This window comes from Moritella sp. 5 (assembly GCF_018219455.1).
In the GTDB taxonomy this organism is placed as follows: domain Bacteria; phylum Pseudomonadota; class Gammaproteobacteria; order Enterobacterales; family Moritellaceae; genus Moritella.
In genome coordinates this window covers 2,810,154-2,834,650 of the sequence record NZ_CP056122.1, presented here as the reverse complement: position 1 = coordinate 2,834,650, position 24,497 = coordinate 2,810,154, and the positions used below count along the sequence as shown (strand labels likewise).

Annotated in this window: 20 protein-coding genes; 12 read left to right on the top strand and 8 right to left on the bottom strand. The window is 37.8% G+C overall.

The window, feature by feature from the left end:
- Positions 1–73 precede the first annotated feature (73 nt).
- The 12 genes from bioB to kdsB all read left to right on the top strand — a co-directional run bounded on the left by bioB (position 74) and on the right by kdsB (position 14,146).
- Positions 74–1,156: a biotin synthase BioB gene (gene bioB, locus HWV01_RS12650; protein ID WP_211671893.1), complete on the top strand. Its 1,083-nt coding sequence runs from the start codon at positions 74–76 to the stop codon at positions 1,154–1,156.
- Positions 1,156–2,301 (top strand): 8-amino-7-oxononanoate synthase, encoded by a 1,146-nt coding sequence (gene bioF, locus HWV01_RS12645; protein WP_211671892.1) that lies wholly within the window; start codon positions 1,156–1,158, stop codon positions 2,299–2,301. Before bioB ends, bioF begins: the two co-directional genes overlap by 1 nt.
- Positions 2,298–3,086: a malonyl-ACP O-methyltransferase BioC gene (gene bioC / locus HWV01_RS12640; protein ID WP_211671891.1), complete on the top strand. Its 789-nt coding sequence runs from the start codon at positions 2,298–2,300 to the stop codon at positions 3,084–3,086. The genes bioF and bioC overlap by 4 nt, the downstream gene beginning before the upstream one ends.
- 66 nt (positions 3,087–3,152) lie before the next feature.
- Complete coding sequence (gene bioD, locus HWV01_RS12635; RefSeq protein WP_211671890.1) at positions 3,153–3,851, top strand: dethiobiotin synthase; 699 nt, start codon at positions 3,153–3,155, stop codon at positions 3,849–3,851.
- Between the two features lie 135 nt (positions 3,852–3,986).
- A complete protein-coding gene (locus HWV01_RS12630; protein ID WP_211671889.1) occupies positions 3,987–5,363 on the top strand; it encodes a hypothetical protein in 1,377 nt (458 codons plus the stop codon).
- Positions 5,364–5,605: 242 nt separating this feature from the next.
- A complete protein-coding gene (locus HWV01_RS12625; protein ID WP_211671888.1) occupies positions 5,606–6,625 on the top strand; it encodes an AraC family transcriptional regulator in 1,020 nt (339 codons plus the stop codon).
- A gap of 123 nt (positions 6,626–6,748) precedes the next feature.
- Positions 6,749–7,924, top strand: coding sequence for a YCF48-related protein (locus HWV01_RS12620; protein ID WP_211671887.1), 1,176 nt, complete (start codon positions 6,749–6,751; stop codon positions 7,922–7,924).
- Between the two features lies 1 nt (position 7,925).
- A complete protein-coding gene (locus tag HWV01_RS12615; RefSeq protein WP_211671886.1) occupies positions 7,926–10,292 on the top strand; it encodes an RND family transporter in 2,367 nt (788 codons plus the stop codon).
- 149 nt (positions 10,293–10,441) lie between these two features.
- Complete coding sequence (msbA, locus tag HWV01_RS12610; RefSeq protein WP_211671885.1) at positions 10,442–12,217, top strand: lipid A export permease/ATP-binding protein MsbA; 1,776 nt, start codon at positions 10,442–10,444, stop codon at positions 12,215–12,217.
- A 12-nt stretch (positions 12,218–12,229) separates the two neighbouring features.
- Positions 12,230–13,222 (top strand): tetraacyldisaccharide 4'-kinase, encoded by a 993-nt coding sequence (gene lpxK, locus HWV01_RS12605; RefSeq protein WP_211671884.1) that lies wholly within the window; start codon positions 12,230–12,232, stop codon positions 13,220–13,222.
- Positions 13,206–13,394, top strand: a complete 189-nt coding sequence (locus tag HWV01_RS12600; protein WP_371816326.1) for a Trm112 family protein — start codon at positions 13,206–13,208, stop codon at positions 13,392–13,394. Before lpxK ends, HWV01_RS12600 begins: the two co-directional genes overlap by 17 nt.
- Positions 13,391–14,146, top strand: a complete 756-nt coding sequence (kdsB, locus tag HWV01_RS12595; protein ID WP_211671883.1) for a 3-deoxy-manno-octulosonate cytidylyltransferase — start codon at positions 13,391–13,393, stop codon at positions 14,144–14,146. The genes HWV01_RS12600 and kdsB overlap by 4 nt, the downstream gene beginning before the upstream one ends.
- Positions 14,147–14,315: 169 nt before the next feature.
- On the opposite strand, the gene HWV01_RS12590 is transcribed toward kdsB, so the two are convergent.
- The 8 genes from HWV01_RS12590 to HWV01_RS12555 all read right to left on the bottom strand — a co-directional run bounded on the left by HWV01_RS12590 (position 14,316) and on the right by HWV01_RS12555 (position 24,487).
- A complete protein-coding gene (locus tag HWV01_RS12590; RefSeq protein WP_211671882.1) occupies positions 14,316–15,365 on the bottom strand; it encodes a hypothetical protein in 1,050 nt (349 codons plus the stop codon).
- A 69-nt stretch (positions 15,366–15,434) separates the two neighbouring features.
- The gene (locus HWV01_RS12585) at positions 15,435–16,004 is read right to left on the bottom strand and encodes a hypothetical protein (RefSeq protein ID WP_211671881.1); all 570 of its coding nucleotides are present in this window, start codon (positions 16,002–16,004) and stop codon (positions 15,435–15,437) included.
- Between the two features lie 130 nt (positions 16,005–16,134).
- Positions 16,135–18,777 (bottom strand): tetratricopeptide repeat protein, encoded by a 2,643-nt coding sequence (locus HWV01_RS12580; RefSeq protein WP_211671880.1) that lies wholly within the window; start codon positions 18,775–18,777, stop codon positions 16,135–16,137.
- A gap of 61 nt (positions 18,778–18,838) precedes the next feature.
- Complete coding sequence (prsR, locus tag HWV01_RS12575) at positions 18,839–20,209, bottom strand: PEP-CTERM-box response regulator transcription factor (protein ID WP_211671879.1); 1,371 nt, start codon at positions 20,207–20,209, stop codon at positions 18,839–18,841.
- A 25-nt stretch (positions 20,210–20,234) separates the two neighbouring features.
- Positions 20,235–21,521, bottom strand: coding sequence for a hypothetical protein (locus tag HWV01_RS12570; RefSeq protein WP_211671878.1), 1,287 nt, complete (start codon positions 21,519–21,521; stop codon positions 20,235–20,237).
- A 7-nt stretch (positions 21,522–21,528) separates the two neighbouring features.
- Positions 21,529–22,290 (bottom strand): AAA family ATPase, encoded by a 762-nt coding sequence (locus HWV01_RS12565; protein ID WP_211671877.1) that lies wholly within the window; start codon positions 22,288–22,290, stop codon positions 21,529–21,531.
- Complete coding sequence (locus HWV01_RS12560) at positions 22,287–23,852, bottom strand: XrtA system polysaccharide chain length determinant (protein WP_211671876.1); 1,566 nt, start codon at positions 23,850–23,852, stop codon at positions 22,287–22,289. The genes HWV01_RS12565 and HWV01_RS12560 overlap by 4 nt, the downstream gene beginning before the upstream one ends.
- A 26-nt stretch (positions 23,853–23,878) precedes the next feature.
- On the bottom strand, positions 23,879–24,487 hold the full coding sequence (locus HWV01_RS12555) for an XrtA/PEP-CTERM system exopolysaccharide export protein (protein WP_211671875.1): 609 nt from the start codon (positions 24,485–24,487) through the stop codon (positions 23,879–23,881).
- Between the last annotated feature and the right edge of the window lie 10 nt (positions 24,488–24,497).

Below are 24,497 nucleotides of genomic sequence, written 5' to 3'. Positions count from 1 at the left end.
CATTTGGTTGACCTTGCGGCTATGCTGGATAGACTAATCGAGTTTAAGAATAAATTCAAATAAAGGATTTTAGATGACTAATAGCGTTCGCCATGATTGGCAACTTGATGAGATTGAAGCACTATTTAACCAACCGTTTAACGATTTGATGTTTCAGGCTCAAACGGTTCATCGTCAGAATTTTGATCCAAACAGTGTACAAATCAGCACGCTGTTATCAATCAAGACTGGCGCTTGCCCTGAAGATTGTAAGTATTGCCCACAGAGTGCACGCTATACAACGGGTATTGAGAAAGAACGCTTGATGCAAGTAGAAACAGTGCTTAAACGTGCAGCTGAAGCAAGAGATAATGGTGCGAGTCGTTTCTGTATGGGTGCGGCTTGGAAAAACCCACATAAGCGTGATATGCCGTATTTAATTGATATGGTTAAAGGCGTTAAAGCAATGGGACTTGAAACTTGCATGACGTTAGGCATGTTAGCGCCGGAACAAGCGCAATCTCTTTCTGCTGCGGGCTTAGACTATTACAACCATAATTTAGATACGTCAGAAGAGTACTACGAACAGATTATTACCACGCGTACATACCAAGATCGTTTAAATACCTTAGACCATGTTCGTGACGCGGGTATGAAAGTATGTTCTGGTGGCATTGTCGGAATGGGCGAGCAACAACTCGATCGTATTGGTTTGCTTAAATCATTGGCTAATTTATCGCACCACCCTGAAAGTGTACCAATTAACATGTTAGTTAAAGTGGCGGGAACACCGCTTGAAGATACGCCTGATTTAGACGAATTAGAGTTTGTACGTACCATTGCTACGGCACGTATCTTAATGCCTAAATCTTATGTTCGTTTATCGGCTGGTCGTGAAGCGATGAGTGAACAAACGCAAACGTTATGTTTCATGGCGGGTGCAAATTCTATTTTCTACGGTTGCAAGTTGTTAACAACGGACAATCCAGATGAAGACAGCGATAAGCGTCTGTTTAGAAAACTTGGCTTACAACCTGCGCGTATTCGAGAAGCAAGTGATGAAGCGCAATCTGCGCAGTTATTGGATGAAATCGCAGAGCAGGCGTCACCGTCATTGTTTTATGATGCGACAGCTGTTGATACAAAAAATGTTGACGCGACGAGTGCTACACATTAATGGCTTTCGAATTCATTGCACAAGCATTACGACAGCAGCAAGCAAATTCCTTGTTACGCACACGGGCGATCAGTAATTGCGCTATTAATTTTTCTGCTAATGATTACTTGGGGTTATCGACACATCCGGAACTAATTAGTGCTTGGCAGAGTGGGGCAAACGAATATGGCGTTGGTAGTGGTGGCTCTTTTTTGGTCACGGGTTATACCAATGCTCATGCCGCACTGGAAGACAAATTAGCTGAAATCACAGGCTATGAATCGAGTTTGCTCTTTAATTCAGGCTACAGTGCCAACCAAGCATTAATTAAAGTCTTGTTAGATAAACATGATTTATTGGTTCAAGATAAGCTTAATCATGCTTCGTTAATTGAAGCGGGTGTTTATTCGTCTGCGACCATGAAACGTTTTAAGCATAATGACAGTGAGCATCTTGCACAAATTCTGACTCAAAACCGCCATCGACATACGAATTCACTCGTCGTGACTGAAGGTGTGTTTAGCATGGATGGCGATACGTCTGACTTACAGGCAATTAGTCAGCAGTGTAAAGCGCATGACAGCTGGTTGTTGGTGGATGATGCTCATGGCTTTGGTGTTCTTCCAAAGGGACTAAATAGCCTAAAGCAGCATAGTTTATTAGCCCGTGATGTTGATTTGTATATGGCGACGTTTGGAAAGGCTGTTGGTGTATCGGGTGCATTCGTTGCTGCTCCCAAAGACGTTATCGAATATCTGGTTAATTTTTCAAAGCCTTATATTTACTCAACAGCGATGCCAGCTGCTATGGCGGTATGTATTGATAAAGCCTTGACGATTATGGCAACAGAAACATGGCGTGTCGCGCATTTAAGTCAACTTATTACTTATTTTAAGCAGCAATGTTCTTTACGTAATATCACTTTAATGCCGTCTGATACCGCCATTCAACCACTTATTATTGGTGATGCAAATAAGGCAATGAAGATCAGTCAATATCTAGCGAGTAAAGGTTTGTTAGTAAAAGCCATTCGTCCGCCGACGGTGCCACAAGGCTCATCACGTTTGCGCATTACCTTATCAGCCAGTCATAATATTGAAGATATTGATTTATTATTGACCCGTCTAAAGGATGCGCTAGATGGTAGTACAGGAGGCTCTGTATGATTGATAAAAATGCCGTTGCACGTTGTTTTGGTAAAGCGGCTGCGAGTTATGACCAACATGCACTCTTGCAGCGATTATCCAGCGATAAGTTATTACAGTATTTACCTGCGTTACCAGATATGAGGAGTCCCTATGTGACGACCGTCGATCTTGGCTGTGGTAGCGGGGCATTACTACCAACATTAGCGAAGTGTAGTGAAAAATTGATTGCGGTTGATTTATCTTTTGGCATGCTTTCTCACGCCCAAGAGCATCATCAATTAACCACACCTACTTATTGGCTTAATGGCGATGCGGAGTCGCTACCATTACAGTCTAATAGCATTGACTTGTGTGTCTCTAATTTAGCATTGCAGTGGTGTGATGATTTAGCTACCCCGTTACTTGAAACATCGCGTTGCTTAAAACGTGGAGGCTTGATGTTATTCAGTACCTTGGTTGCTGGTAGTCTTGATGAACTGAGGCAATCATGGGCAACTGTTAATACGCATAGCCATGTAAATCGTTTTTTGTCTGAAGGTGAAATTAAAGCTGCGTTATTAAAATCGGGTTTGAGTGTAGAGAGTTTTCAAATTGAAATTCAAGCGATGCATTACTCAAGTGTTAAAGATGTCATGTTAAGTCTAAAAGGCATTGGCGCCAATCATGTACATAACAAAGACGCGAAACCTACAACGCAGGCTGAATTAAGGGCATTCAAAGCCAATTATGAAAAGCGACGTGATAATCAAGGTTTGCTGCCACTTAGCTATAAACTGGCTTACTGCTTATTGCGTAAACGTTAATACACCTGAACTAAAGACATTTTAATTTAAGATACACTAATTTAAAGCAAAGAAATAAAGGCATCAATGATAAATCATAGAAAAAAAGTATTTATTACCGGTACTGACACAGACGTTGGTAAGACGGTGATTAGTTGTGCGATTCTTGAATACGCCAATAATTTAGGTTTTAAAACTGTGGGGTTAAAGCCTATTTCTGCCGGTTGTGAATTAACGCCTGCGGGTTTACGTAATGAAGATGCCTTGTTATTACAGCAATATGCATCGCATAATCTAGATTACGACATCATCAATCCCATTGCTTATCTGGAACCGATTGCACCGCATATCGCCGCAAAGAAAAAAGGCGAATTTATTGATCTTACGTTAGTAGATATCGCTCTCACTAAGGTGCCGGATGATATCGACTTTACTGTTGTTGAAGGTGCTGGAGGCTGGCATCTTCCTATTGATAACAATCACTATTTTTCATCTTGGGTAGCTGAAAATAAGTTAGATGTTATTCTTGTAGTAGGGGTTAAGTTAGGCTGCTTGAATCATGCGATACTATCAGCGCAAGCTATTCAACATTCAGGCGCTAATCTGATTGGTTGGGTTGCGAACAGTTTAACGATCGATATTGCTAATTATGATGAAATGATAGAAACATTAACGGTGGCATTACCTGCACCACTCATGGGAAAAATGCCTTATTTGTCATTAAATGAGGATAAACAGGAAAAACCAGCTAACTATTTGGATTTAACTTCTTATTTAGCGTTGTAAAGGATAATATACTTAGCCATAAATACCCCATTAAATTTTAATGCAAACGTTATGTTTCTCTGGGGATACTTCTATCGTGCGTTCTATGTAAAGTGGGGCAAGGAGTACGTGTAATAATTAAAGGATGTACAACGCGTGGCTAAGATTGTTTTAAAGCAAGAAGATAAATTATCATTTAAACTGAATCACCTGATCCCGCAAGGTGGTTATCGTCGTATTGATGTGTATTTTTTATTACCCAATGAGATGGGGATCAATCCGCAGACATTGACGGAAGAAGATTATTTCTATCGTGGCATTCAAGGTAAGCGCGCATATTATTCTGAAGGTTTACACCTCCCGTTAGTACAAAGCCGTTTTGCAAGTCGAATGAAACGTTCTCCAGACGAATACCGTGTTAACTTAAATCTGTTTGCTTATCAATTTGCTAAAGCCTTCGAAAAAGATATCAGCAATATTCAACAGCAAATCGAACCGCAATTATTCTATTCTGCGCTAATAGAGCTTAATGATGTCGCAAAATCGATTATTAAGAAGTTTCGTCGTAATGCCCCGGCAGATGAAAAATTAAAAGCTTATTTTAATAATGTGGATAATTATCTGTCATGGTTTAGTGAGCAATGCTGTTATAAAGCGTTATCAAAGCGGAAAAAAAGCAATGAATTTCTTGATGAGCGGGCTGAAATTATAGGTTTTTGTCGTGGTGAAGCTAAGTATCGTTTAGAAAATGGCTATAATTCACCAAGAACCTTATTAGACCCGAATCGAATTGCGAATAAAATGCGTTTATTGCGTCGTTTAATCGAGCATGGTGTGATCTTTAAAGAACAAACTCAGCAATTGGGTAAACACCAGAAAAAAATTGTAAAAGGTACTGCAACGTCACTTGTGATGGTGATTGTATTAAGTATGATCTTTTTTGCTCAAGGTGAGTTAAAAGGTTTAACCTATGCTTTAATTGCTGTGTTATCGGTTATTTATGGCTTCAGGGAGATCTTTAAAGATGAATTTAATAACACTTTATGGCGTTGGATCCGTAAGGGGCGCCCAAAGTGGTCAAGAAATCTAATCGACACATCAAATAAACAAATTATTTCCAAGCAGCGTATATGGCTGGACTACATTAAACAGAGTAAATTACCAATCGTTGTACGTGACGTATTATATCGCCGTCGTCCGCAAAACAAGCAAGAATCAATTCTATTACACTATCGCCTTGATACTCGAGTGAGTAATAAAGGTTTTCAAGCGGGCTATGATCGTATGCAAGAGCAGATCTATTTTAGTGTGCGTCCATTTATTCGTTATTTGGAACGTGGAACCGGTGCTGTCTATGCAGAACATGATAGTAAAATAAGTAAAGAAGCGATTGAAAGACGTTACCAAGTTAACGTGGTGGTTGGATTAAAAGATGATAGTGCTAAAGTCGTTTATCAGCGTCATAAAATAACAGTTAATCGATCAGGTATTCTTGATATTGAAGCTGCTGATATATTTAGCGAGATTCTTTAACCCTTAAATTATATCTATTTAGGCATTAAATCTATCGATAATCTAATGCCTTTATGATCATTTAATCAAACGTTTGAATTATTATGATACTAATCTCTTATTTTTGAATTAACCTTGTTGCGAATATGTTGCCTGTGTGGAATATTTATTGTATGTATTCGTGTATTTTTGATCGATAGTCTATCTGTAAACCATCTATTATCAATAAAGCGACAATAAATATAAGCAAAGGAGTGCTGGTAATGGACGGACAAGGAGATGTTATTGGTGGTTGGCTTGTTGCGCTCTCTAAAGCCTTGCAATGGAAAGGTATAGAGCCTCTTGAACTGCTGTCTAAATCAGACATTAACATGAATGAAATTACACATGTAGGCAGTCGTGTGCCGATTAGTCTGTGTAATAAACTTTTCGAGCAATCTGTTGTGTTAACAGATGACCCACTCTTACCAATTAAAATTAGTCAATGTATTGTTGCGACAACGTTTCACGCGCTTGGTTATGCATTACAAGCATCCTCGTCTTTACAAGATGCATTTACCCGTTTAGTTCATTATGATCGTGTTTTGAGTAGTACATGCCGCATTAATCTAAGCGAAGATGAAACGTATTGTTATCTCGCGTTAAACCTAAATGAGACCGCAAGCGATATTAATCGTATCGGTGCCCAACTTGAATTAACAATGCTGCTGTCCATCATCAAAATATGTCGTGATCTTTCTAATCCTGGCTTTGCACCAATTAAGATATATACGACTGTCGACAGTCGTTGTCGCGAGCAATTTGAAGCCCATACTGGATGTTCGATTGAGTTTAGTTCAAGTAAATCTATGCTGGTAATGGATCGTGAATTGTTATCAAAACGCCTTCCTAATTCTGCGCCTGATCTCATGTTATTAAGTGATCGGGCGGCAGATGATTATCTCGCAGGGCTGACGAGTAATAATGTTGTAAGTAAAGTACGTTCAGAAGTCGTTTCACGGATGGCGACAGGTATACCTAATATTGATCTGGTGGCTGAAAAATTAAATTTCAGTCAGCGTAGCTTACAGCGAAAATTAAATGATTCAGGGACGAGTTATAAAGATTTAGTTGAAAATATTCGTCAAACAATAGCCGAGCAACACCTCAATCAAAACCTTTTATCTTTGGGGGAAATAAGTTACTTATTGGGCTTTTCTAATGTGGCCAATTTTTCTCGTGCTTTTAAGCGCTGGAAAGGGATCACACCAGGTGCATATCGAGGAGAACATTACCATTCGTAAATAGTTGTTGGTTGGTTCACAACTGTTGAATTTTTACATCAAATGACGGCTATATAACCATTTGATGAAAATTGGGGGTCTTAGTGAAAAGACGCCGTAAACTTAAGGGATTAGGGAGTACAAATGCCAAGTATGGACAAAAAATTGTTGGCGCTGTTATGTACATTAAGTTTACCTGTACACAGTGCAAGCGAGGAACAAGCGCTAAACACAGCAAACGGTTATGTAGAGAATAATGTTCTACTGGTCGCGGCTGAAATGAATAGCCTTGTAGAGAAAAGTGTTTTTTTAGAAATTGATAATTATGCTAAGCGACAAATATTGGTTGGTGAGTACGGCCGTATTTTGGTTCGAGATGATAGTAACTCCGCTTGGCTTCAGGCTAACGTGCCAGTGCAAACAACGATAACCGCAGTTGATTTTATTGATGAGAAAGTGGCTTGGGCTGTGGGTCATCAAGGTGTAATATTAAAAACAACGGATGGTGGTCATAATTGGAATAAGGTTTTTGATGGTCTTCAATTAACAAACCTACTTAAATCAAGTTTAGAGACTCAAGTTGTATTGTTAACAGCTGCATTTGAACGGGCCGAAGTTGCGGGTATCGATGAAGATATGCTGGATGAAATTGAAATGCAACTTGATGATGCATCGTATAAATTAGAAGATTTAACGGTTAATTCTGGCATTGAAATTTCATTCTTTGATGTGCTATTTAGTACAGCAGATTATGGCCTTGTTATTGGCGCTTATGGTGCAATGTTAGAGACTAAAGATGGTGGTAATAGCTGGGAATATATCGGTTTTAAAGTGCCGAATCCTGAAGGTTTCCATCTTAATGCATTAACAACAGATGCAGAAAAGAATATTTATGTTATTGGTGAGGCTGGTTTCGGTATTGCAACGTCAGATCAAGGTCAAACTTGGCGTTCGTTAGATATTGATTACTCGGGGTCATTATTTGGTATCGAAGTGCAAGGAAATACACTCTACAGCTATGGATTACGTGGCAACATGTTTACGTCGAAAAACCAAGGCGATACTTGGCAGCGCTTGGATACAGGCGTGACAAATCATATATTTTCTGCTGACTGGCTAAATAGCAAGGAGTTGTTATTAGTGGGGGCTGGTGGTCTAAAACTCGTTTATGATGGGCATGTCTTTAATGATATTTCAAAATCGAATCAACGTATTGATATCACATCAGTTAAAGTAATTGATGGTAATGTTGTTACAACGGGTCTCCGTGGTTGGCAAAGCAGTCTGAAAAATGAATTAGTACAGGGAGGTCTAAAATAACATGGAAAAACTAACTATTTGGATCGAAAAACAATTATTTGGTTTTAAATATGTGGTGTTTGCATTCATCGTATTGCTCACTGCTTTTTTAGCTTATAACGCAAGTTTAGTGAGGCCGAGCGCATCATTCGAAAAGATGATCCCAGTACAGCATGAATATATTCAAAACTACTTAAATTATAAACAAGAGTTGGCCAGTTTAGGCAATAGCGTCCGCGTTGTTATTGAAAATGAAAAAGGCGATATCTTTAATGCGGATTTTCAAGAACGGATGCGCGCATTGAATGATGAATTGTTTTTTATTTCGGGTGTTGATCGCTCTGGGATGAAATCAATTTGGACCTCAAATGTGACTTGGGCTGAGGTAACAGAAGATGGTTTTGTTGGTGGTACTGTTATACCAAGTGATTATGATGGTAGCCAGCGCACGCTAGACCGATTACGCCGTAACGTTATGTTATCTGGGCAAGTTGGTTATTTAGTTGGTGATGATTTTAAGTCAGCGGTTTTCTTATTACCGTTAATGAGCATAAACCCGGATACAGGCAAGCCATTAGATTACGATCAATTATCAAATACGTTAGAAGACATACGCAGTAAATATGAAGTAGACGGCGTTAAAGTGCATATTACTGGATTTGCTAAGGTTGTTGGTGATCTTATTGCTGGTGCATCTGAAGTAGTTATCTTCTTTATCACTGCTATTATCATTACTTTCGCTTTACTATATCTTTATAGTCGTTGCTTAAGAAGCACGATAGTGACAGTTACTTGTGCACTGGTTGCGGTTATTTGGCAATTAGGATTACTTAACTTATTAGGGCAGGGCCTAGACCCTTACTCTATGTTAGTGCCATTTTTAGTATTTGCGATTGCGGTAAGTCATGGTGTTCAGTTAATTAGTTCAATCGGTCAACATATGGCTGCTGGCAATAAAGCAGAACAAGCTGCGCGTCTTGCGTTTAGAGCTCTCGCAATTCCAGGTCTAATTGCATTGTTAAGTGATGGTCTTGGTTTTATTACCTTGAATGTGATTGAAATTCAGGTTATTCAAGATTTGGCCACTGCAGCGAGTGTGGGTGTTGCGGTTATTTTGTTAACTAACTTAGTGCTGTTACCCATTTTAATGTCTTGGACAGGAGTGTCTCCTGCGGGCATTAAATATTTGCTAGCTGAACAATCAAAGACGCCGCTAATTGTCACTGTGTTTAGCCGTTTTGCTGATGCAAAATGGGCCAAGTCTGCATTAATATTTGGTGTGGTTTGTCTTGCTGTTGGTTTGTATCAAGGACAAGCGTTAAAAATTGGTGATCTCGACGCGGGTGCGCCTGAATTACGCGCAGACAGTCGCTATAATTTAGATAATGCGTATGTTGCAAATAATTACCAAGCGAGCACTGACATCATGGTGTTAATGGTCGAGACCCCCGCAGAACAATGTAGTAGTTACCATACATTGAATGCAGTAAACCAATTACAAGCACATGTTGAAGGTATACCTGGTGTGCAATCAACGCTTTCCGTGGCGACGATTGCTAAAAAAGCCATTGTGGGCATGAATGAAGGTAATCCAAAATGGCAAGGATTAAGTCCTAATCAATTAGTACTTAATGCTGCTGTAGGTCGTGCACCTGCTGCGTTTATGAATAATACGTGTAGCATGTTACCGCTTATTATTTATCTTGATGATCATAAAGCGAATACACTCGAAACTGTGATTGCTGATATCACTGCTTACACAGCAGCGAATAAAACTGAAGGTGTTAATTTTGCGCTTGCGGCTGGCAATGCGGGTATTGAAGCGGCGACAAACAGCGTGATTGAGAAAGCACAATATCAAATGTTGATGTGGGTATATGGCGTAGTTGGGCTGCTTTGCTTCCTGACATTCCGTTCAGTCAAAACACTCATATGTATTATTTTGCCTTTAGCGCTGACCTCTATCTTAGGCCAAGCGCTAATGGCTACATTAGGTATTGGCGTTAAAGTGGCCACATTACCTGTCATTGCATTAGGTGTGGGCATTGGTGTGGATTATGGCATCTACATTTATAGTCAGTTATCAGCCCGTTTAAAAATGGGAGATAACTTACAAGACGCTTATAAGTACGCATTATCCAGCACAGGTAAAGCGGTTGCATTTACTGGTGTTACCTTAGCTATTGGTGTGTGCACTTGGGTATTGTCACCCATTAAATTTCAAGCTGACATGGGCTTAATGCTTACTTTCATGTTTATCTGGAATATGATCGGTGCTCTATGTTTCCTACCCGCGCTAGCATGGTTGTTAAATATTGGCGGTAATACTCAAGTCGTAACACCAAGTCAACCCACTCAAATAGAGGTGAATAAAAATAACGCGGCGTAAACTTATGCTTGTTATTTTCATTGACTTAATCATTATCATTTAAAAGGCAGCTCCATTTGGGGCAGCCTTTTTACTAATATGGTTAAAAAACAGTTATTATGAAGTTCTATGCATTGAAAGTTTGGTATTTTAGTTAACCTAGGTTTAAAATGATTGTCTATCTCAATAACAAGACAGTTTTCATGGATCAACAGCGTACAGCTTGGCAAACGGTTAAGCGATTTTCTATATATGTTCTCGACTTAAAAACCACCTTAGGTTTTGGTATCCTCGCTATGCTTGGTTACGGCATTGTCGATGCAACGTTACTTAATATTCTACAGCCGCTTGTCGATGATGGCTTTAACGCTGAAACGTCAGCATTCTTAAAGTGGATGCCACTCTTTGTTGTCGGTATGGTTTGTTTACGTGGCTTAGCTTCATTTGGTTCAAGTTATTGCATGGCGAAAGCGGGTAATACCGTAGTAATGCGTTTACAACGTCAGTTATTTGATCATTTAATGCATTTACCAGTGAGCTTCTTTGATAAAACCCCATCCGGTGAATTAGTATCAAAAATTATCTATGATTCCAGCCAAGTTTCAGGTGCAGCATCTAAAACAATCATAAACGTGTTCCGTAGTGGTGCGTTTATTCTTGGTTTGCTTATTTGGATGTTCTACCAAAGCTGGCAGTTATCCCTCGTTTTATTATTTATTGCTCCACTGGTCGGTATCATTATTGGTACTGTGAGCCGTCGCTTTCGTGTGATCAGTCTACGACTACAGCAAGCTATGGGTAATGTGTCATCAACAGCGCAGCAAATGTTACATGGTCATAAAGACGTATTAATGTCAGCTGGGCATGACACAGAACGTGAACGTTTTGGTATTGTGAGTAACCATATTCGCCAGCAACAAATGAAAATGGCGATAACCGGTGCAGCAAGTAATGCGCTAGTACAGGTCGTGGCTTCATTTGCACTTGGTGTTGTTTTATATCTTGCGTCTTTTGAATCCATTCGTGCGGAACTTACGCCAGGTAAATTCGTGGCCATTGTCGGCTCTATGATGGCGTTATTACGTCCATTACGTGATATTACTAACGTCAATTCTGAAATCCAAAGAGCAATTTCGGCATGTAACAGCTTATTTGATATTCTTGATCTCGAAGCAGAGAAAAATACAGGTACCTATGTAGCGGAACGTGTTACAGGTAAAATTACCTTCTCAAATGTTGATTTTACTTATCCAACCGCGAGTTCGCGCTTGATTGAGAATATGAACTTTACTGCACAACCCGGTGAGATGATCGCTCTTGTTGGTCGCTCGGGTAGTGGTAAATCAACATTGGCCAGTTTGATTACGCGTTTTTATGAAATAGAAAAAGGTCAGATTAGTATTGATGATATGCCTCTTCATGACTATGAATTGAAATCTTTACGTAACCAGATTGCCTTAGTATCGCAAAATGTACATCTATTTAATGATTCGATCGCTGCTAATATTGCTTATGGGCGTATTAACGAAGTGACACGTGCAGAGATTATTGAAGCCGCGACTAAAGCCAACGCATTAGAATTTATTGAAGGTTTTGACAATGGCTTTGATACTATAGTTGGTGAAAATGGTGCAATGCTATCAGGTGGTCAACGCCAACGTCTGGCCATTGCACGAGCATTGTTACAAGATGCACCCATCTTAATTCTCGATGAAGCAACGTCTGCATTGGACGCTGAATCAGAACGTAAAGTACAGCAAGCCCTTGAAATATTACAAAAAGATAGAACGTCATTAGTGATAGCTCACCGCTTATCAACGATTGAAGCAGCAGACCGAATTTTAGTAATTGAAAATGGCTCTATTATTGAAAGTGGCTCACATAGCGAATTACTTGCTAAAGGTGAACATTACGCACAATTACACCGTTTACAACTTGGTGGCTAAATAGGACTCAGTGTGAAAATAGAAGAGGATGTTTGGTATGGTAACCATTGGGCTAAATGGTTACTTGCACCGTTAAGTGTTACTTTTGCAGCCATTACAGGTTGCCGTCGCGCGTTATTTAAATCGGGCATTAAAGGCAGTATCAAACCTTCGGTACCGACGATAGTTGTTGGTAATATCACGGTTGGTGGTACTGGTAAAACGCCGCTTGTTGTATATTTGTGTGAGCAACTGACCGCTGCGGGTTATAAGCCTGGTATTATTAGCCGAGGTTACGGATCTAAAGCACCCCAATATCCTTATATTGTTACTGATGAGTCGCCTGTTGAGCACAGTGGTGATGAGCCGTTTATGTTACAGCAACGTACGCAGTGTCCTTTGGTGATTAGTCCTGTACGTGTCGAGGCAGCTGCGCACTTGTTAGCTAATTTTGATGTCGATGTTATTATTACTGATGACGGGTTACAGCATTATGCCATGCAAAGAGATATAGAATTAATTGTGATTGACGGTAAACGTCGCCTTGGCAATGGTCATTTATTACCAATGGGACCGTTACGAGAAGGGGCTTGGCGTTTAAAAACGGCTGATTTTGTAATCTGTAATGGTGGTAACGGCTTGGCTGGCGAGCTGAATATGTTATTAGTTGCTGCGCCATTACGTAAAGTAGCAAATAATGAATTAGTGACATCGGGTAAATCTAAATCGATGGTTGCAATTGCCGGCATTGGTAATCCTCAGCGTTTTTATACTACATTAGATAAACACGATTATGTGATTGAAGAATATCTTTCATTTCCTGACCATCACGCTTTTACTGCCGCTGAAATTGAACAATTTGCAGCAGGCCGAACCGTTATTATGACTGAGAAAGATGCTGTAAAGTGTCAATCTTTTGCTCAAGATAATTGGTATTATTTACCGGTAAACGCAAGTTTAGATAGCGATTTTTTACCGCAGTTATTATTAAAATTAAAGGAATTAACCCATGACTCTGGATCATAACTTACTTGAAATTATTGCTTGTCCTGTTTGTAAAGGAAAACTGCATTATGATAAAAGCAACAACGAACTTATTTGTAATGTAGATCGTCTTGCTTATCCAATTACGGAAGGTATTCCAGTACTACTTGAGGTTAAAGCACGTCAGTTAAGCAGTGAAGAGTTAGATAAATGAGTTTTATTGTCATTATCCCATCACGCTATCAATCTAGCCGCTTGCCCGGTAAGCCGCTCGTTGATATTTGCGGTAAAACAATGATTCAACGAGTTGCCGAACAAGCTATGCAAAGTGGTGCTTCACGTGTTGTTGTTGCTACAGATGATATTCGTATTGAACAGGCTGTTACTGCTTTAGGTTATGAAGTTTGTATGACTTCACCCACGCATAACTCTGGTACAGAGCGTTTAGCTGAAGTATGTAGTAAATTAGGTTTTAATGATGATGACATTATTGTTAATGTACAAGGTGACGAACCATTAATTCCACCGCGTATTATTGAGCAAGTAGCGACTAACCTTGGCAAACAAAGCGAAGCGCGTATGGCGACACTATCTGTTGCTATCACCGATGTGGAAGAAGTCTTTAACCCTAATGCGGTGAAAGTTGTCACGGACAAACAAGGTTATGCTTTATATTTTAGCCGTGCACCTATTCCGTATCATCGTGATAACTTTATGCATGCGACAGTGACAAATATTAAGCCTGTGTACCAACGCCATATCGGTATTTATGCATACCGTGCTGGTTTTATTCGTGATTACGTTCAGTGGGCGGAAACAGAATTAGAGCAGATTGAATCGTTAGAGCAATTACGTGTACTTTGGCATGGTGAAAAAATTCATGTTGAAGAAGCGCTTGAAGCACCCGCTGCAGGCGTTGATACACCAGAAGATCTTGTTATTGTACGTAACATTGTAAACGGTTGATGGTTTACGGATAATACAAACTTATTTTAAGTAGATTAAGTCATGTAAACTTCTCTTTCAATAAGTATTTGTCAGTATATAAAGCACTAGCGTGGAAACGTTCGGTGCTTTTTTAGGGCGTAAAAATGATGACTTTATACGGTAAACATTAGGTATTTAAGTTTAGCTTTCATGAATACCTTTTATTAAGATCTGGTATAAATGTATTTTTAAGATGTTTAAGATCTTGATAGGTAATGGAATCTAGCTCGTGATGTAGCTGTAAAAATTGCTCTAATTTTATTAAAGAGTAGGGGGATAAGCTTTTTGGGTGCCCCATTATATTAAAAATACTATCTTGATTTGCTTGTTCTAGATGTTCTTGAAATGCCTTCTCTAGCTGTCCTGCTTTAGAGCCATCAATCATGACTGGCCCGTAAGTTGTTTTCGTTAATCGCTCAATATAATAACTGCGACTTGCGATCATTGCTCGCCCATCGCCGAAGGTACTAAATAAATGGCTGGAGAATCTTTTACGAAATGCGAGCTTCCAAAAAAATAGAGGTGATGTTTTAGTCGCACTGATGGGAAGTTCGGTAAAGTAACCGTCTTGTTGTTGTTTTAAAGGATCATTATCAAAAAACCAATATGCTTGCTTAGGTATGGTATTAAAATCAAATCTGCGAGTTGGATCATCTGAATGTCCTTGAGAAAACACGGTACTGTCTAACCAAATCCCACTCGCTTTTAACGCTAACTTGATTTTCTCAAAGGGTTGTAAACACCAGCCGCCAGCTCGAAAAGCGAATACAGCTTGTCCACTACATGATTCAAGTTCTTGTTTATAGCTTTGTACTATGTCATAGATTTCTTCCGGGTTAAAATCATGCAAGCGATAGCGCTTAGTATTAATTACCCAAGTATTACCATTATAATAGCTATCCTGCCAATGAGGATGAATATGGAGTTGTATATCATGGCCTTGTGATGACAATGATTTTAATTGTGTTTTAATCGTTTGATATTGTTTTTCTAAAACTGGAAAGTCAAAAGATTGCGCTTTTAGTTTAACTAGAAACCCTGCATCAACAAATAAGCTGACTTTACAATTATACTTATTCAATAATTGAAGTAACTGTTGTGTCGGATTAATCATACAGTTTTCAATACTGCCAGTACTATCACCAAAAAAAAGCTCATAATCTAAACTGAGTATTAATTTTACTTGATGTTTTTCCATTAATTCATTCCCATGAAAACAAGTGACTTATTACCTATCAACGCTATACGGGTATAAATTGGTATAGGGTTAGTTGTGTTGCACCTGATTATTACGACGAGTGAATCCAAAGCCTAAAATAGCTAAACCTAAAAGCGCTGCACCAGCAGGCGCAGGGACCACAGTCGGAGGGAATGAACTCCTAGTTCGGATAATACTAGGGGGGGCAGGAGATACTGTTGCAGAGAAGGAATTATTACCTCGTCTGCTACTGTAAGCCCAATTATAGGGCGTTGTTTCATAGCCAGCCTTTGAAAGAAAACCAGCCCCTTCAACGATAGCTACACTACCCACAATCGTATTTATAGTAATAGCAGCAAGGTCAAATTCAAACCCTCCTATATGCCATAAATCAATTGTTGGAACTATGGTGGCTAAATCCGAAAATATGACTGTATCACCTGGCGTCACAGCTGGAATAAAATCACCTGTAACCGCATCGATTTCAAACGTAGAGAACATCAATGACGTTACTGCTGAACCATTGTCGGTAGTCGTTGATAGACCGGTGAAGTCTATTTTACCTTCAAGTAACATTGCAGATGTTGTCGTGCTTACTAATAAAAATAACGCTGTTAGTAGATATATAAACTTTCTCATGGTTATTGCCTTTAAAATATACCTATTCAATATAAAGCATTTTTCACACCAATTTTAATATTATTTAATTTTCAATGTGCTACATATTTACAGTTTGATTACTTGAAATTTGTGTAAATTATTTCGACAGTTATCCCTTACTTACCTCGTCTAAATGTTGTTGAATGTTTTTATCATTAGGCAATAATTTACTGGCTTGTTGGATTAAGGCTTTTCCTCGGTTTTTATCCCCATTATGAAATAATATCCAACCATAAGTATCTAAAATGGCAGCATTATTGGGCTTTAATTTATAGGCTCGCTCAGCAAAAGAAAGAGCCTGTGGAATACCAGCTTCAAAAGAAAGCCAAGCGGTATTGTTTAAACTGATTATCTCATTTGGTGCTTTTTGTAATATGGAATTATAGATGGCAATCGCTTGCTTATTTTCACCTTGTTCCTGCAAGTAAATAGCCTTATAACGAGTCGGTATCAGGCTATCAGGAAACTCATTTTGCCATTCATCAAGAAACGTGAACGCTTTTTCTGAACTATTAGTTTTTAATTGTAAATATAATTGCTCAGCGACGCTTCTATCTTTTACTTTATTCCAGTATGAATGTAATAGCTTAATTGCTTTATTTTTTTCTCCTTTGGCATCCAATATCTGTGAATTGAGTAGTGTAGCTAATGAATTATTAGGTAATAATTGGTTTATTTGTTCAGCTAGGCTTTGGGCTTCGTTATATTGACCTGAAGCAATCTCTATATGAGTTAATAAACTGAGGAGGTGGACATTATTTACATAATGTTTAGTTGTAGAAGTAACTATTTCTCTCGCTTTTAGATAATCTTTTTCTATGAAAGCGGTACGTCCTTTCAATAGAGCAACTTGTACCGTTAATTCATCATGGTTTACTTGGTATTTTTTAGGCAACTCATTGTTTGCTTCTTTTGCATAATTATCAGCTAAATCAAGCCTATTTTGTTGTAGGCTTAAATGGGCTAAGGTTAGTGCTAATACACTAGCATTATAATTTTCGGGAAGGTAGTCAGCTGTCTTTAAGGGATCTTTTTTTAATTTCATTAAGCTCAGTATCGCTCCTTTATAGGCTGTGATTTCAGTAGGGTAAAACTTAATAATGTCGTTATAGCTATTTAAAGATAGCTGCCAGTTTTTATTTATATTATTGATTTTAGCCAAGGTATAAAGTGCTTGGATATTATCTTTCTCTGATACCAAAATATTTTCTATTATTGGCATTGCCTTATGTAATCGCTGTTGATACATGTAGTAACTCGCGATAATTAATTGTGTATTCGTATTTTTACTATATGTTTTCTCTAAACTTGCCACATAGTTATCTACTTCCGTTGTTTTATTAAGTGTAAGTAGTTGTCGAATGTACAATGTTTGTAATTTTGGGCTTTCTGGATTAAAAGTTAAACTTGAAGATAGGGTTTGTAATGCCATCTTTGGCTGTGGTTCTGGTAAGTTGCTGTAATAAAGGAATGCAAGTAATGCAACACGCTCAGACTTAGGGCTTAATGACATTGCTTTATCAAGACCTTCTTTGGCTTTGCTGAACTCTTTTTGCTGGATTGCAGCACTTATATAAAGAATCCATGTGTCAGTATCTCTATTTGTTTCGGGTATATACTTAAGTAGATCTAATACATTGTCATATTTATTTTGTTGTAATAGGGTTTTAACATAAAGTTCTGTGAGTTTTTTTGGAGATACTTCTGGGTCAACAACATCTATGAGATACTTTTCGGCGTTTTCTGGGTTACCTTCATTGTAAAGTATTAATCCTAATAAGGCGGCTGATTTTTTATGCCCAGGAGAACCATCTAAAATTTCCAATAATATTTCTTTAGCTGCTGAAAAATCTTCATTTTTAAATAAGTTAAGTGCCTGAGTATATTGTAGTGACAATGATTCTGACATTGGGAATTCATCAGATAAAATACGTGTATATATTTTTGCTTCAGATAGTCGACCTTGTTGTGTTAATACGTGTGCTAAGCTCTGAAATATTTTAATTCGTTGTACTGTAAATATATCAGCATTTGGAAGGCTAGCTAGTGTTTGTGATAGTGCTTCTTCGGCATTAGTAAGCTCATCCATATTGATATAAATTAGACTTTTTAAGAAGAGAGCTTCTGTGTTTTTAGGGGCGATTTCGATGATACTATCAATTATATTGATTGCATTAATTTCGTTGTCTGAGGCAACTTCAATTTTGGCTAAGCCAAGCATGCTCTCAACTTTGTAATCCGGATCTTCTAATAATTGGTTAAACGTTGTTTTGGCTTTTTCTAACTCATCGGTATGCAGTAGTTGCTGTGCAACGGATAGCTGTAAACGCTGTGCTTGTGTCGATAGTAATTGTTGTCGTTGTTCAATAAGTTGTTGTGCTGAAATTAATTTGTTTGACATTTGGTAGGCATCCAGTAGTGCAAAATAGTACTCGACATTTTTACTGCCAGTAAAAGCTTCAAGCACTTTAATACTATCTTTGGGATGCCCTGATTGTAGGTGTATTGACGCTAAAATAAGATAACTCTCAAGTCGGTTAGGATCGGCATTGATCCCTTCAGTTGCGGCATTAAAAGCGGATTTAAATTGATGCCCGTCGAGGAATACTTTACTCTGTTGAATATATATATTTGGATCAGTGTTGTTCTGTAAATCAGCTGATTCATTGCAGCCTGCGACTAGAATTACACCTGATAGTAATAATGCTGTGAAGAGGTTTTTTATTTGAATATTAAGTTCAATTAATTTCATATGTGTCTTCCTAGTCTAACTTTTTTAAGGTTTATGTGTTTGACTGATTTTTAGTTTGTGATTAAATTAGGTTTGTTTTTAAGCTTGCATCCAAATTATGTTTTTTCATTAAATCGTATAATGTAGGTCTAGTGACACCAAGCAGTTTTGCAGCTGCAGAGATATTATTCCCCGTTGCACTTAGTGTTGTTTTAAGCGCATCTTTTTCCGCACTTTCTCTAATAACTTTTAGATTTAGATGGATGTTTTCAGCTGACTTTAGACCGAGATCTTCTGCGCTAATGTATTTATCTTCACACATGATTGCGGCCCGAGTTACTTTATTGCTAAGCTCTCGAATATTGCCAGGCCATGAATATTCCTCGATAGCATTGATGGCGTCTTCACTAAGACCGACTATGTTTAAATGTTCTTTTTGAGCATATTTTTTTAACAAATAACGAGCGAGTAAAGTTTTGTCTGAGCTTCTATCTCTTAATGGCGGAATTTCTATCTGTATTTCTGCAATTCGATAATAGAGGTCTTCCCGGAATGCGGCGTTAGCCATCATATCTTCTAGATTTCTATTGGTTGCACAGACAATTCTGGTATCTAGGTGAATTAACTTCCGACCTCCAATTCGTTCTATTACTTTCTCTTGCAGAAAGCGTAGTAGTTTAGCTTGTAATTGCAGGGGCATTTCCCCAATTTCATCAAGAAATACTGTTCCACCATTCGCAAGCTCAAACTTTCCGGGGGTACTTTTTACAGCGCCGGTAAACGCACCTTTCTCATATCCGAATAATTCACTCTCAAACAAATTCTCGGGTAGGGCTGCGCAATTTATTGCCACAAAAGGATACTCATTACGAGTACTGAGAGTATGTAATGCTTTAGCTAATACTTCTTTACCTGTTCCACTTTCACCAAGGAGTAAGCAAGCCGCATTGGTCGGCGCTACTTTTTCGATTAATTTACAAAGTTTTAGCATTTTATCATCGGTAGTGATTAATCCTTCCAGGTTGCTACTTTTAGATAAGTTAAAGGCTCTATTTTTGCTTTCAAGTTGATGCATATGAAAGGCACGTTGAACGATAAGTTCCAGTGTTTCAGGGTTGGCTGGTTTACTATAGAAGTCATAAGCACCTAGGCTGACCGCTTTTAGCGCATGCTCATTACAATCATTACCTGTCATCACTATTAATTTCATGTGGGGATGTATACGCAGGGATTGTTGTAGTAATTCGAAACCCTGTATTACACCATCTGGTTCGGGTGGTAAGCCAAGATCTTGCACCATAACTTGTGGTTCATGTAAACGTATAGCTGTAATAGCATCATTGACATTCGCAGCTACCACTACATTATAATTAGAAAAATGCCATTTAAGTTGAGTTTGAAGTCCAATGTCATCTTCAACAATGAGTAATGTTTGAGTGATGTTTTTTTGCAAAATATACTCCCTAATATAAGAATATTTAGTATCTGAAAGCTATTCTCGTTGCATAGTTTTTCTCTTCATAACCAGCAGAGTTCTGCATGCTATTTTGTTTTTCAAAAGACACAGTAAATTGGATATATATTGAGGAATTTAAATTATAACGGCTGCCAATTTTTGCTTCTACGAATTTTTTTGTGTCGCTAGTTGAAAGCTCTGCGTTATAATAGTTGAGGAATAAGTTAGCACTTAATTTGTGTGTAAATGACCAGGATAGCTTTACGTAAGCGCCATATCTATCTTGATCGCCAATATCAGATCCGTCAATGGATGTGATCGCATCATCATTGTCATAATATAAGCGGATTGTACTGAGTAATCGTTCATCTAATGACGTGTACTGTTGTTGCAATGAAATATTAGTTCTATAAAACAATTGATTTTTTGAAAAGTCTAACTCGTCATCTGTGCCAACTTGGGCTGAAGTATTGGTTAATACTTGAGATGCATTAAAGATAAATAAATGCCGATGACGTCTTGCATCAATAGTGAACCCATAATGGTATCCATCATATTTTTCGCTGGAAGTATCAACCCAGTTTCCTCCTGCGTTAAAGGCGTAATTTCCCAGTAAGTATTGACGTGTTAAGCTGACATCTAAGTTGTGCTCATCGTAGGTGTAATCAAAATCATCAAACTTATTTTGGCTACGAAAATAACTGAGTTGAATTTGTGATATGTCATCGAATGCATATTGCAAACTGACTTGGCCTTCGTTCGTACTGTTATCATTAATTTTCTCTTTTTTAAACCAAGTTTGTGTATGTGTAGCACCTAATATAAAGATGACTCGGGGTGAATAAGGTATTAGCCATTGTAAACCAGCTGTTAGAAGATCCCTTTCATCTTGATTGCTATCAAGTCCTGTTTTAGTTTGATCTATAAGGTAACGCTGACGTGTATGCTCAAGATTAAACAGCAGATTTTTACTGAAAACGTCTTGTGAAATTGCAGAGTTACCGACCCAATAACTATTACTTTGTAATTCTGCTTCACTTGTCTCTGAGTGTTCAGCATAGTAGTTAAGAGTAATGCGGTTGTTGGCTTTACTTTGCTTATAGCCGAGTTCTATTCCTGCAGTCGTCGTCGTCCCATCCTTCTTGCGATTAGGTAATTTATAGATGTTATCGCTGTGTTCATACTCCGCGCCTACCTCTATAAATTTATTTCGGGCGTCGGCTTCAGATGCAATAGCGCTACCCCCGTAGAAGATGCTAAACGAGGATAGAGTTATATATATTCGAATAGTATTGTTACTCATATTCATAGATATATTACTCATTGTTAAGAATAACACCCGCTAATTTATCACTGTTAATCAGATCAATTCCGGTCTGCACTTCTGATGCTGTAGTATGACCGTAGCGAATGACTAAAATAGCTATATCGCAAATTGACGCTAAAATTTGGCTTTCTACATAAAGGCTAATAGGTGGAGTGTCTAAAATAATAAAACGATCTGGATAACGTTTTTTTACTGTATCGATAAACAATTTCATTTTTTCAGATGAAAAATTTTCAGCTGCATATTCAGTTCGAATACCGCTAGGTATAATCCTGACTCGACGAATACCTGAAGGGTAGATAATATCTTCGATTTCTTGGGTGTTTTGCTCAAGGTAGTTAGATAATCCGAGTGGATCTTCATCCTTCACATAGTTATGTAAATGAGGGTTGTAGCTATTACAGTCTATTATCAGCGCTGTTTTACTGTGGTCCAGTGCAATACTTGCAGCCAAGTTAACTGCAACATGACTCGTTCCAGCCCCCTCTGCGATGCTAGAAACCATACAAACAAAATTTTTGTTATTGGCTGCTTTTAATAGTTTAGTGCGTAATTCGCGATAATAATTAAGAGATTTATCATTTTTACAGCCGGGATAAATTATTTTTAGCTCATCTAGTTCTTCTGAAGTGAATAGACAAGCATCATTCATATTTTTAATTTTTTTACAGTTATCGCTATCCATACTATTCGAATTCAATTGGCCACTACTAATATTTTGTGCTTTTAAATTTAAAGGGTTCTGTGTCATTTTATTAATTCCATTAATTGAAAATACAATGGTGTAATTAATGTTGGTATAGATACGTCATATTTTTGCGTAAGTGCAGTTGCTATATAGATCGTTAATGCGCATAAGAAGTAAAACGTGCACAAAATATTGTTTATTTTTTGTTTTTTTCTTTCAGAGCGACTAAAAGTGTGATCAATACTGATTAGAAGTTGTGTATTAGTGAGTGATGACAGTTGAGATGCAAAGCGAATCTTATTATCGAGTACGACTTTTACTGCAAATAGACAGATGACCGATAATAATCCAAGGATGGGGCCTGCAATAACGAAGTGTATAAAGCGAAGTCCAGATGGGATCATGGGGTAAGTTGCTGGCTCTTGTATTTTGTAGTTAACACCTTGTCCTTCAATATCTAGCACCATGGAAATGCGCGCTTTTTCTTTATTTGCAAGCATGTCTTCATATAGAGTTCGAACTACATTGTAATCCCGAGTCAATTCAGACAACTCTGCTTGGTTATTTGCAATTCGCTTACGTCGTTCATAGGCATCTTCAATTAACTTATAAAAGGCTTTAAGTCTGTTTTCTATTGTGCTGTTTAAAATAGTGGCTTCTGCTAAATTTATTTTTAGCTCTTGATATAATGGGTTGAGAGTACTTGATATATCACTTTTCTCTTTTTTTCCAGAGTTCAAATCTTGAATAACTTTATTTAGATTACTAATTTGGTATCTAACGTCAGATACTTCAGGGTAATCGTCTTTATACTCGAGTAGTAGGTTTTCAAGGCGAAGTTGTAATGCCCTAAGTTGATTTTGGTAAATGGATACTTCATAATCATTCGATGAGAATTTTTTTTGAGAACTTAATTGTTTTTTAAGTAAATGAATACGATTTAAGTTTTCTAATTTTTCTATTTTCATATCTTCAATATCACTACGTAACACTGAAATTCTAGATTCGACGCCTGTTTCTGTGCCATCTAAATGTGATGATTTAAATCTCTTTAATTTATTCTCAGCTAACACTAATTGATTCTTATAACTCGTCACTTGTTGTTTTATAAAGTTATATGCGCTTCGACTTTCATCTCTTTTAGTATTCGCACTATCTTCAATGAAGAGTCTAACTATTTCATTAAGTAATCTATAGGTTTTCTCAGGGCTATCATCTTGATACACTATTTTAATGTAATTACCTGATAACCCTTTGACCTCTAGTTTTTCTCGTATACTGGCAAGCTCTTGCTCACGGTCTGCCGCTGTTGTGAAAGTATCTTTGCCATAAATATTATTAATAACTTTATTTAACTGTCTAGGGGAGTACATAACATCTCGAATTTGTGCTGTTCTACTTTGTTTTACATTTGTTACTGAAGTTTGCTTTCCTAGTAAGGGTTTGATTATATTTTGAGTATCAGCAAAAATAGTTACTTCACTATTAAATACAGAAGGTTTATAGATTCCTATACTTAAAATGGCAAAGCTGATTAACGTTATAAGCAGTATCGATTTGAATTTTTTTAAACAGATTCTCTGCCATATAATGGGTATATATTTTAATATTTCATTTTGTTCCATGTTTAAAATACCTCATTAAATTCACGTTAAAATAAACTTTCAGGGACAATCAGAATATCTGATGGACGTAATTCATAATTCGTAGATATATCCCCTTGTTTAATAATGTGATCAAGTTCTACAGAGTAACGTTTAACACCATCGTCTGTTTTTCGGTATAAAATAGCACCGTCACCGTCGGCAAAAGGGGTTAGACTTCCTGCTTGTAATAGTAAATCGAGTACGGTCATCCCTTGTCTGTGAGGCGTCGATTGAGGGGCGTTAACTGCGCCAGTGATACGAACTCGAGTTAAAAATTCGGCACTGATCGGTGATGTAACTATTACCGTCACCTCTGGGTCTCGAATAAACTTCTTTAAGCGTTCGTTAAGTTGCGCAGCTAATGTCTCTGCAGGAAGACCTACGGCGCTAATATCACCAACAAGTGGGACGGATATTTTTCCATCAGGACGAACGAGCATATTTAGTGATAAGTCCTGATTTTTCCAAACGTTAATATATAATTGATCCCCTGCACCTATTTTGTATTCAGGAATACTGACATTCTGTTCAGGTTCGCTCGTTTCGAGTGAACCTGATGTAGAGCAACTTGTTAATATAAATATTGTTAATACAATGGATAAAATGTTTGGCATATAGTCCTCT

Excerpts from the sequence above, each read along its gene's own strand:
- HWV01_RS12580 (WP_211671880.1), bottom strand. The coding sequence starts at position 18,777 with ATGAAATTAATTGAACTTAATATTCAAATAAAAAACCTCTTCACAGCA.
- msbA (WP_211671885.1), top strand. The coding sequence starts at position 10,442 with ATGATTGTCTATCTCAATAACAAGACAGTTTTCATGGATCAACAGCGT.
- HWV01_RS12565 (WP_211671877.1), bottom strand. The coding sequence starts at position 22,290 with ATGACACAGAACCCTTTAAATTTAAAAGCACAAAATATTAGTAGTGGC.
- HWV01_RS12555 (WP_211671875.1), bottom strand. The coding sequence starts at position 24,487 with ATGCCAAACATTTTATCCATTGTATTAACAATATTTATATTAACAAGT.
- kdsB (WP_211671883.1), top strand. The coding sequence starts at position 13,391 with ATGAGTTTTATTGTCATTATCCCATCACGCTATCAATCTAGCCGCTTG.
- bioB (WP_211671893.1), top strand. The coding sequence starts at position 74 with ATGACTAATAGCGTTCGCCATGATTGGCAACTTGATGAGATTGAAGCA.
- HWV01_RS12585 (WP_211671881.1), bottom strand. The coding sequence starts at position 16,004 with ATGAGAAAGTTTATATATCTACTAACAGCGTTATTTTTATTAGTAAGC.
- bioF (WP_211671892.1), top strand. The coding sequence starts at position 1,156 with ATGGCTTTCGAATTCATTGCACAAGCATTACGACAGCAGCAAGCAAAT.
- HWV01_RS12620 (WP_211671887.1), top strand. The coding sequence starts at position 6,749 with ATGCCAAGTATGGACAAAAAATTGTTGGCGCTGTTATGTACATTAAGT.
- HWV01_RS12615 (WP_211671886.1), top strand. The coding sequence starts at position 7,926 with ATGGAAAAACTAACTATTTGGATCGAAAAACAATTATTTGGTTTTAAA.
- bioC (WP_211671891.1), top strand. The coding sequence starts at position 2,298 with ATGATTGATAAAAATGCCGTTGCACGTTGTTTTGGTAAAGCGGCTGCG.
- HWV01_RS12560 (WP_211671876.1), bottom strand. The coding sequence starts at position 23,852 with ATGGAACAAAATGAAATATTAAAATATATACCCATTATATGGCAGAGA.
- HWV01_RS12570 (WP_211671878.1), bottom strand. The coding sequence starts at position 21,521 with ATGAATATGAGTAACAATACTATTCGAATATATATAACTCTATCCTCG.
- bioD (WP_211671890.1), top strand. The coding sequence starts at position 3,153 with ATGATAAATCATAGAAAAAAAGTATTTATTACCGGTACTGACACAGAC.
- HWV01_RS12590 (WP_211671882.1), bottom strand. The coding sequence starts at position 15,365 with ATGGAAAAACATCAAGTAAAATTAATACTCAGTTTAGATTATGAGCTT.
- HWV01_RS12625 (WP_211671888.1), top strand. The coding sequence starts at position 5,606 with ATGGACGGACAAGGAGATGTTATTGGTGGTTGGCTTGTTGCGCTCTCT.
- HWV01_RS12600 (WP_371816326.1), top strand. The coding sequence starts at position 13,206 with ATGACTCTGGATCATAACTTACTTGAAATTATTGCTTGTCCTGTTTGT.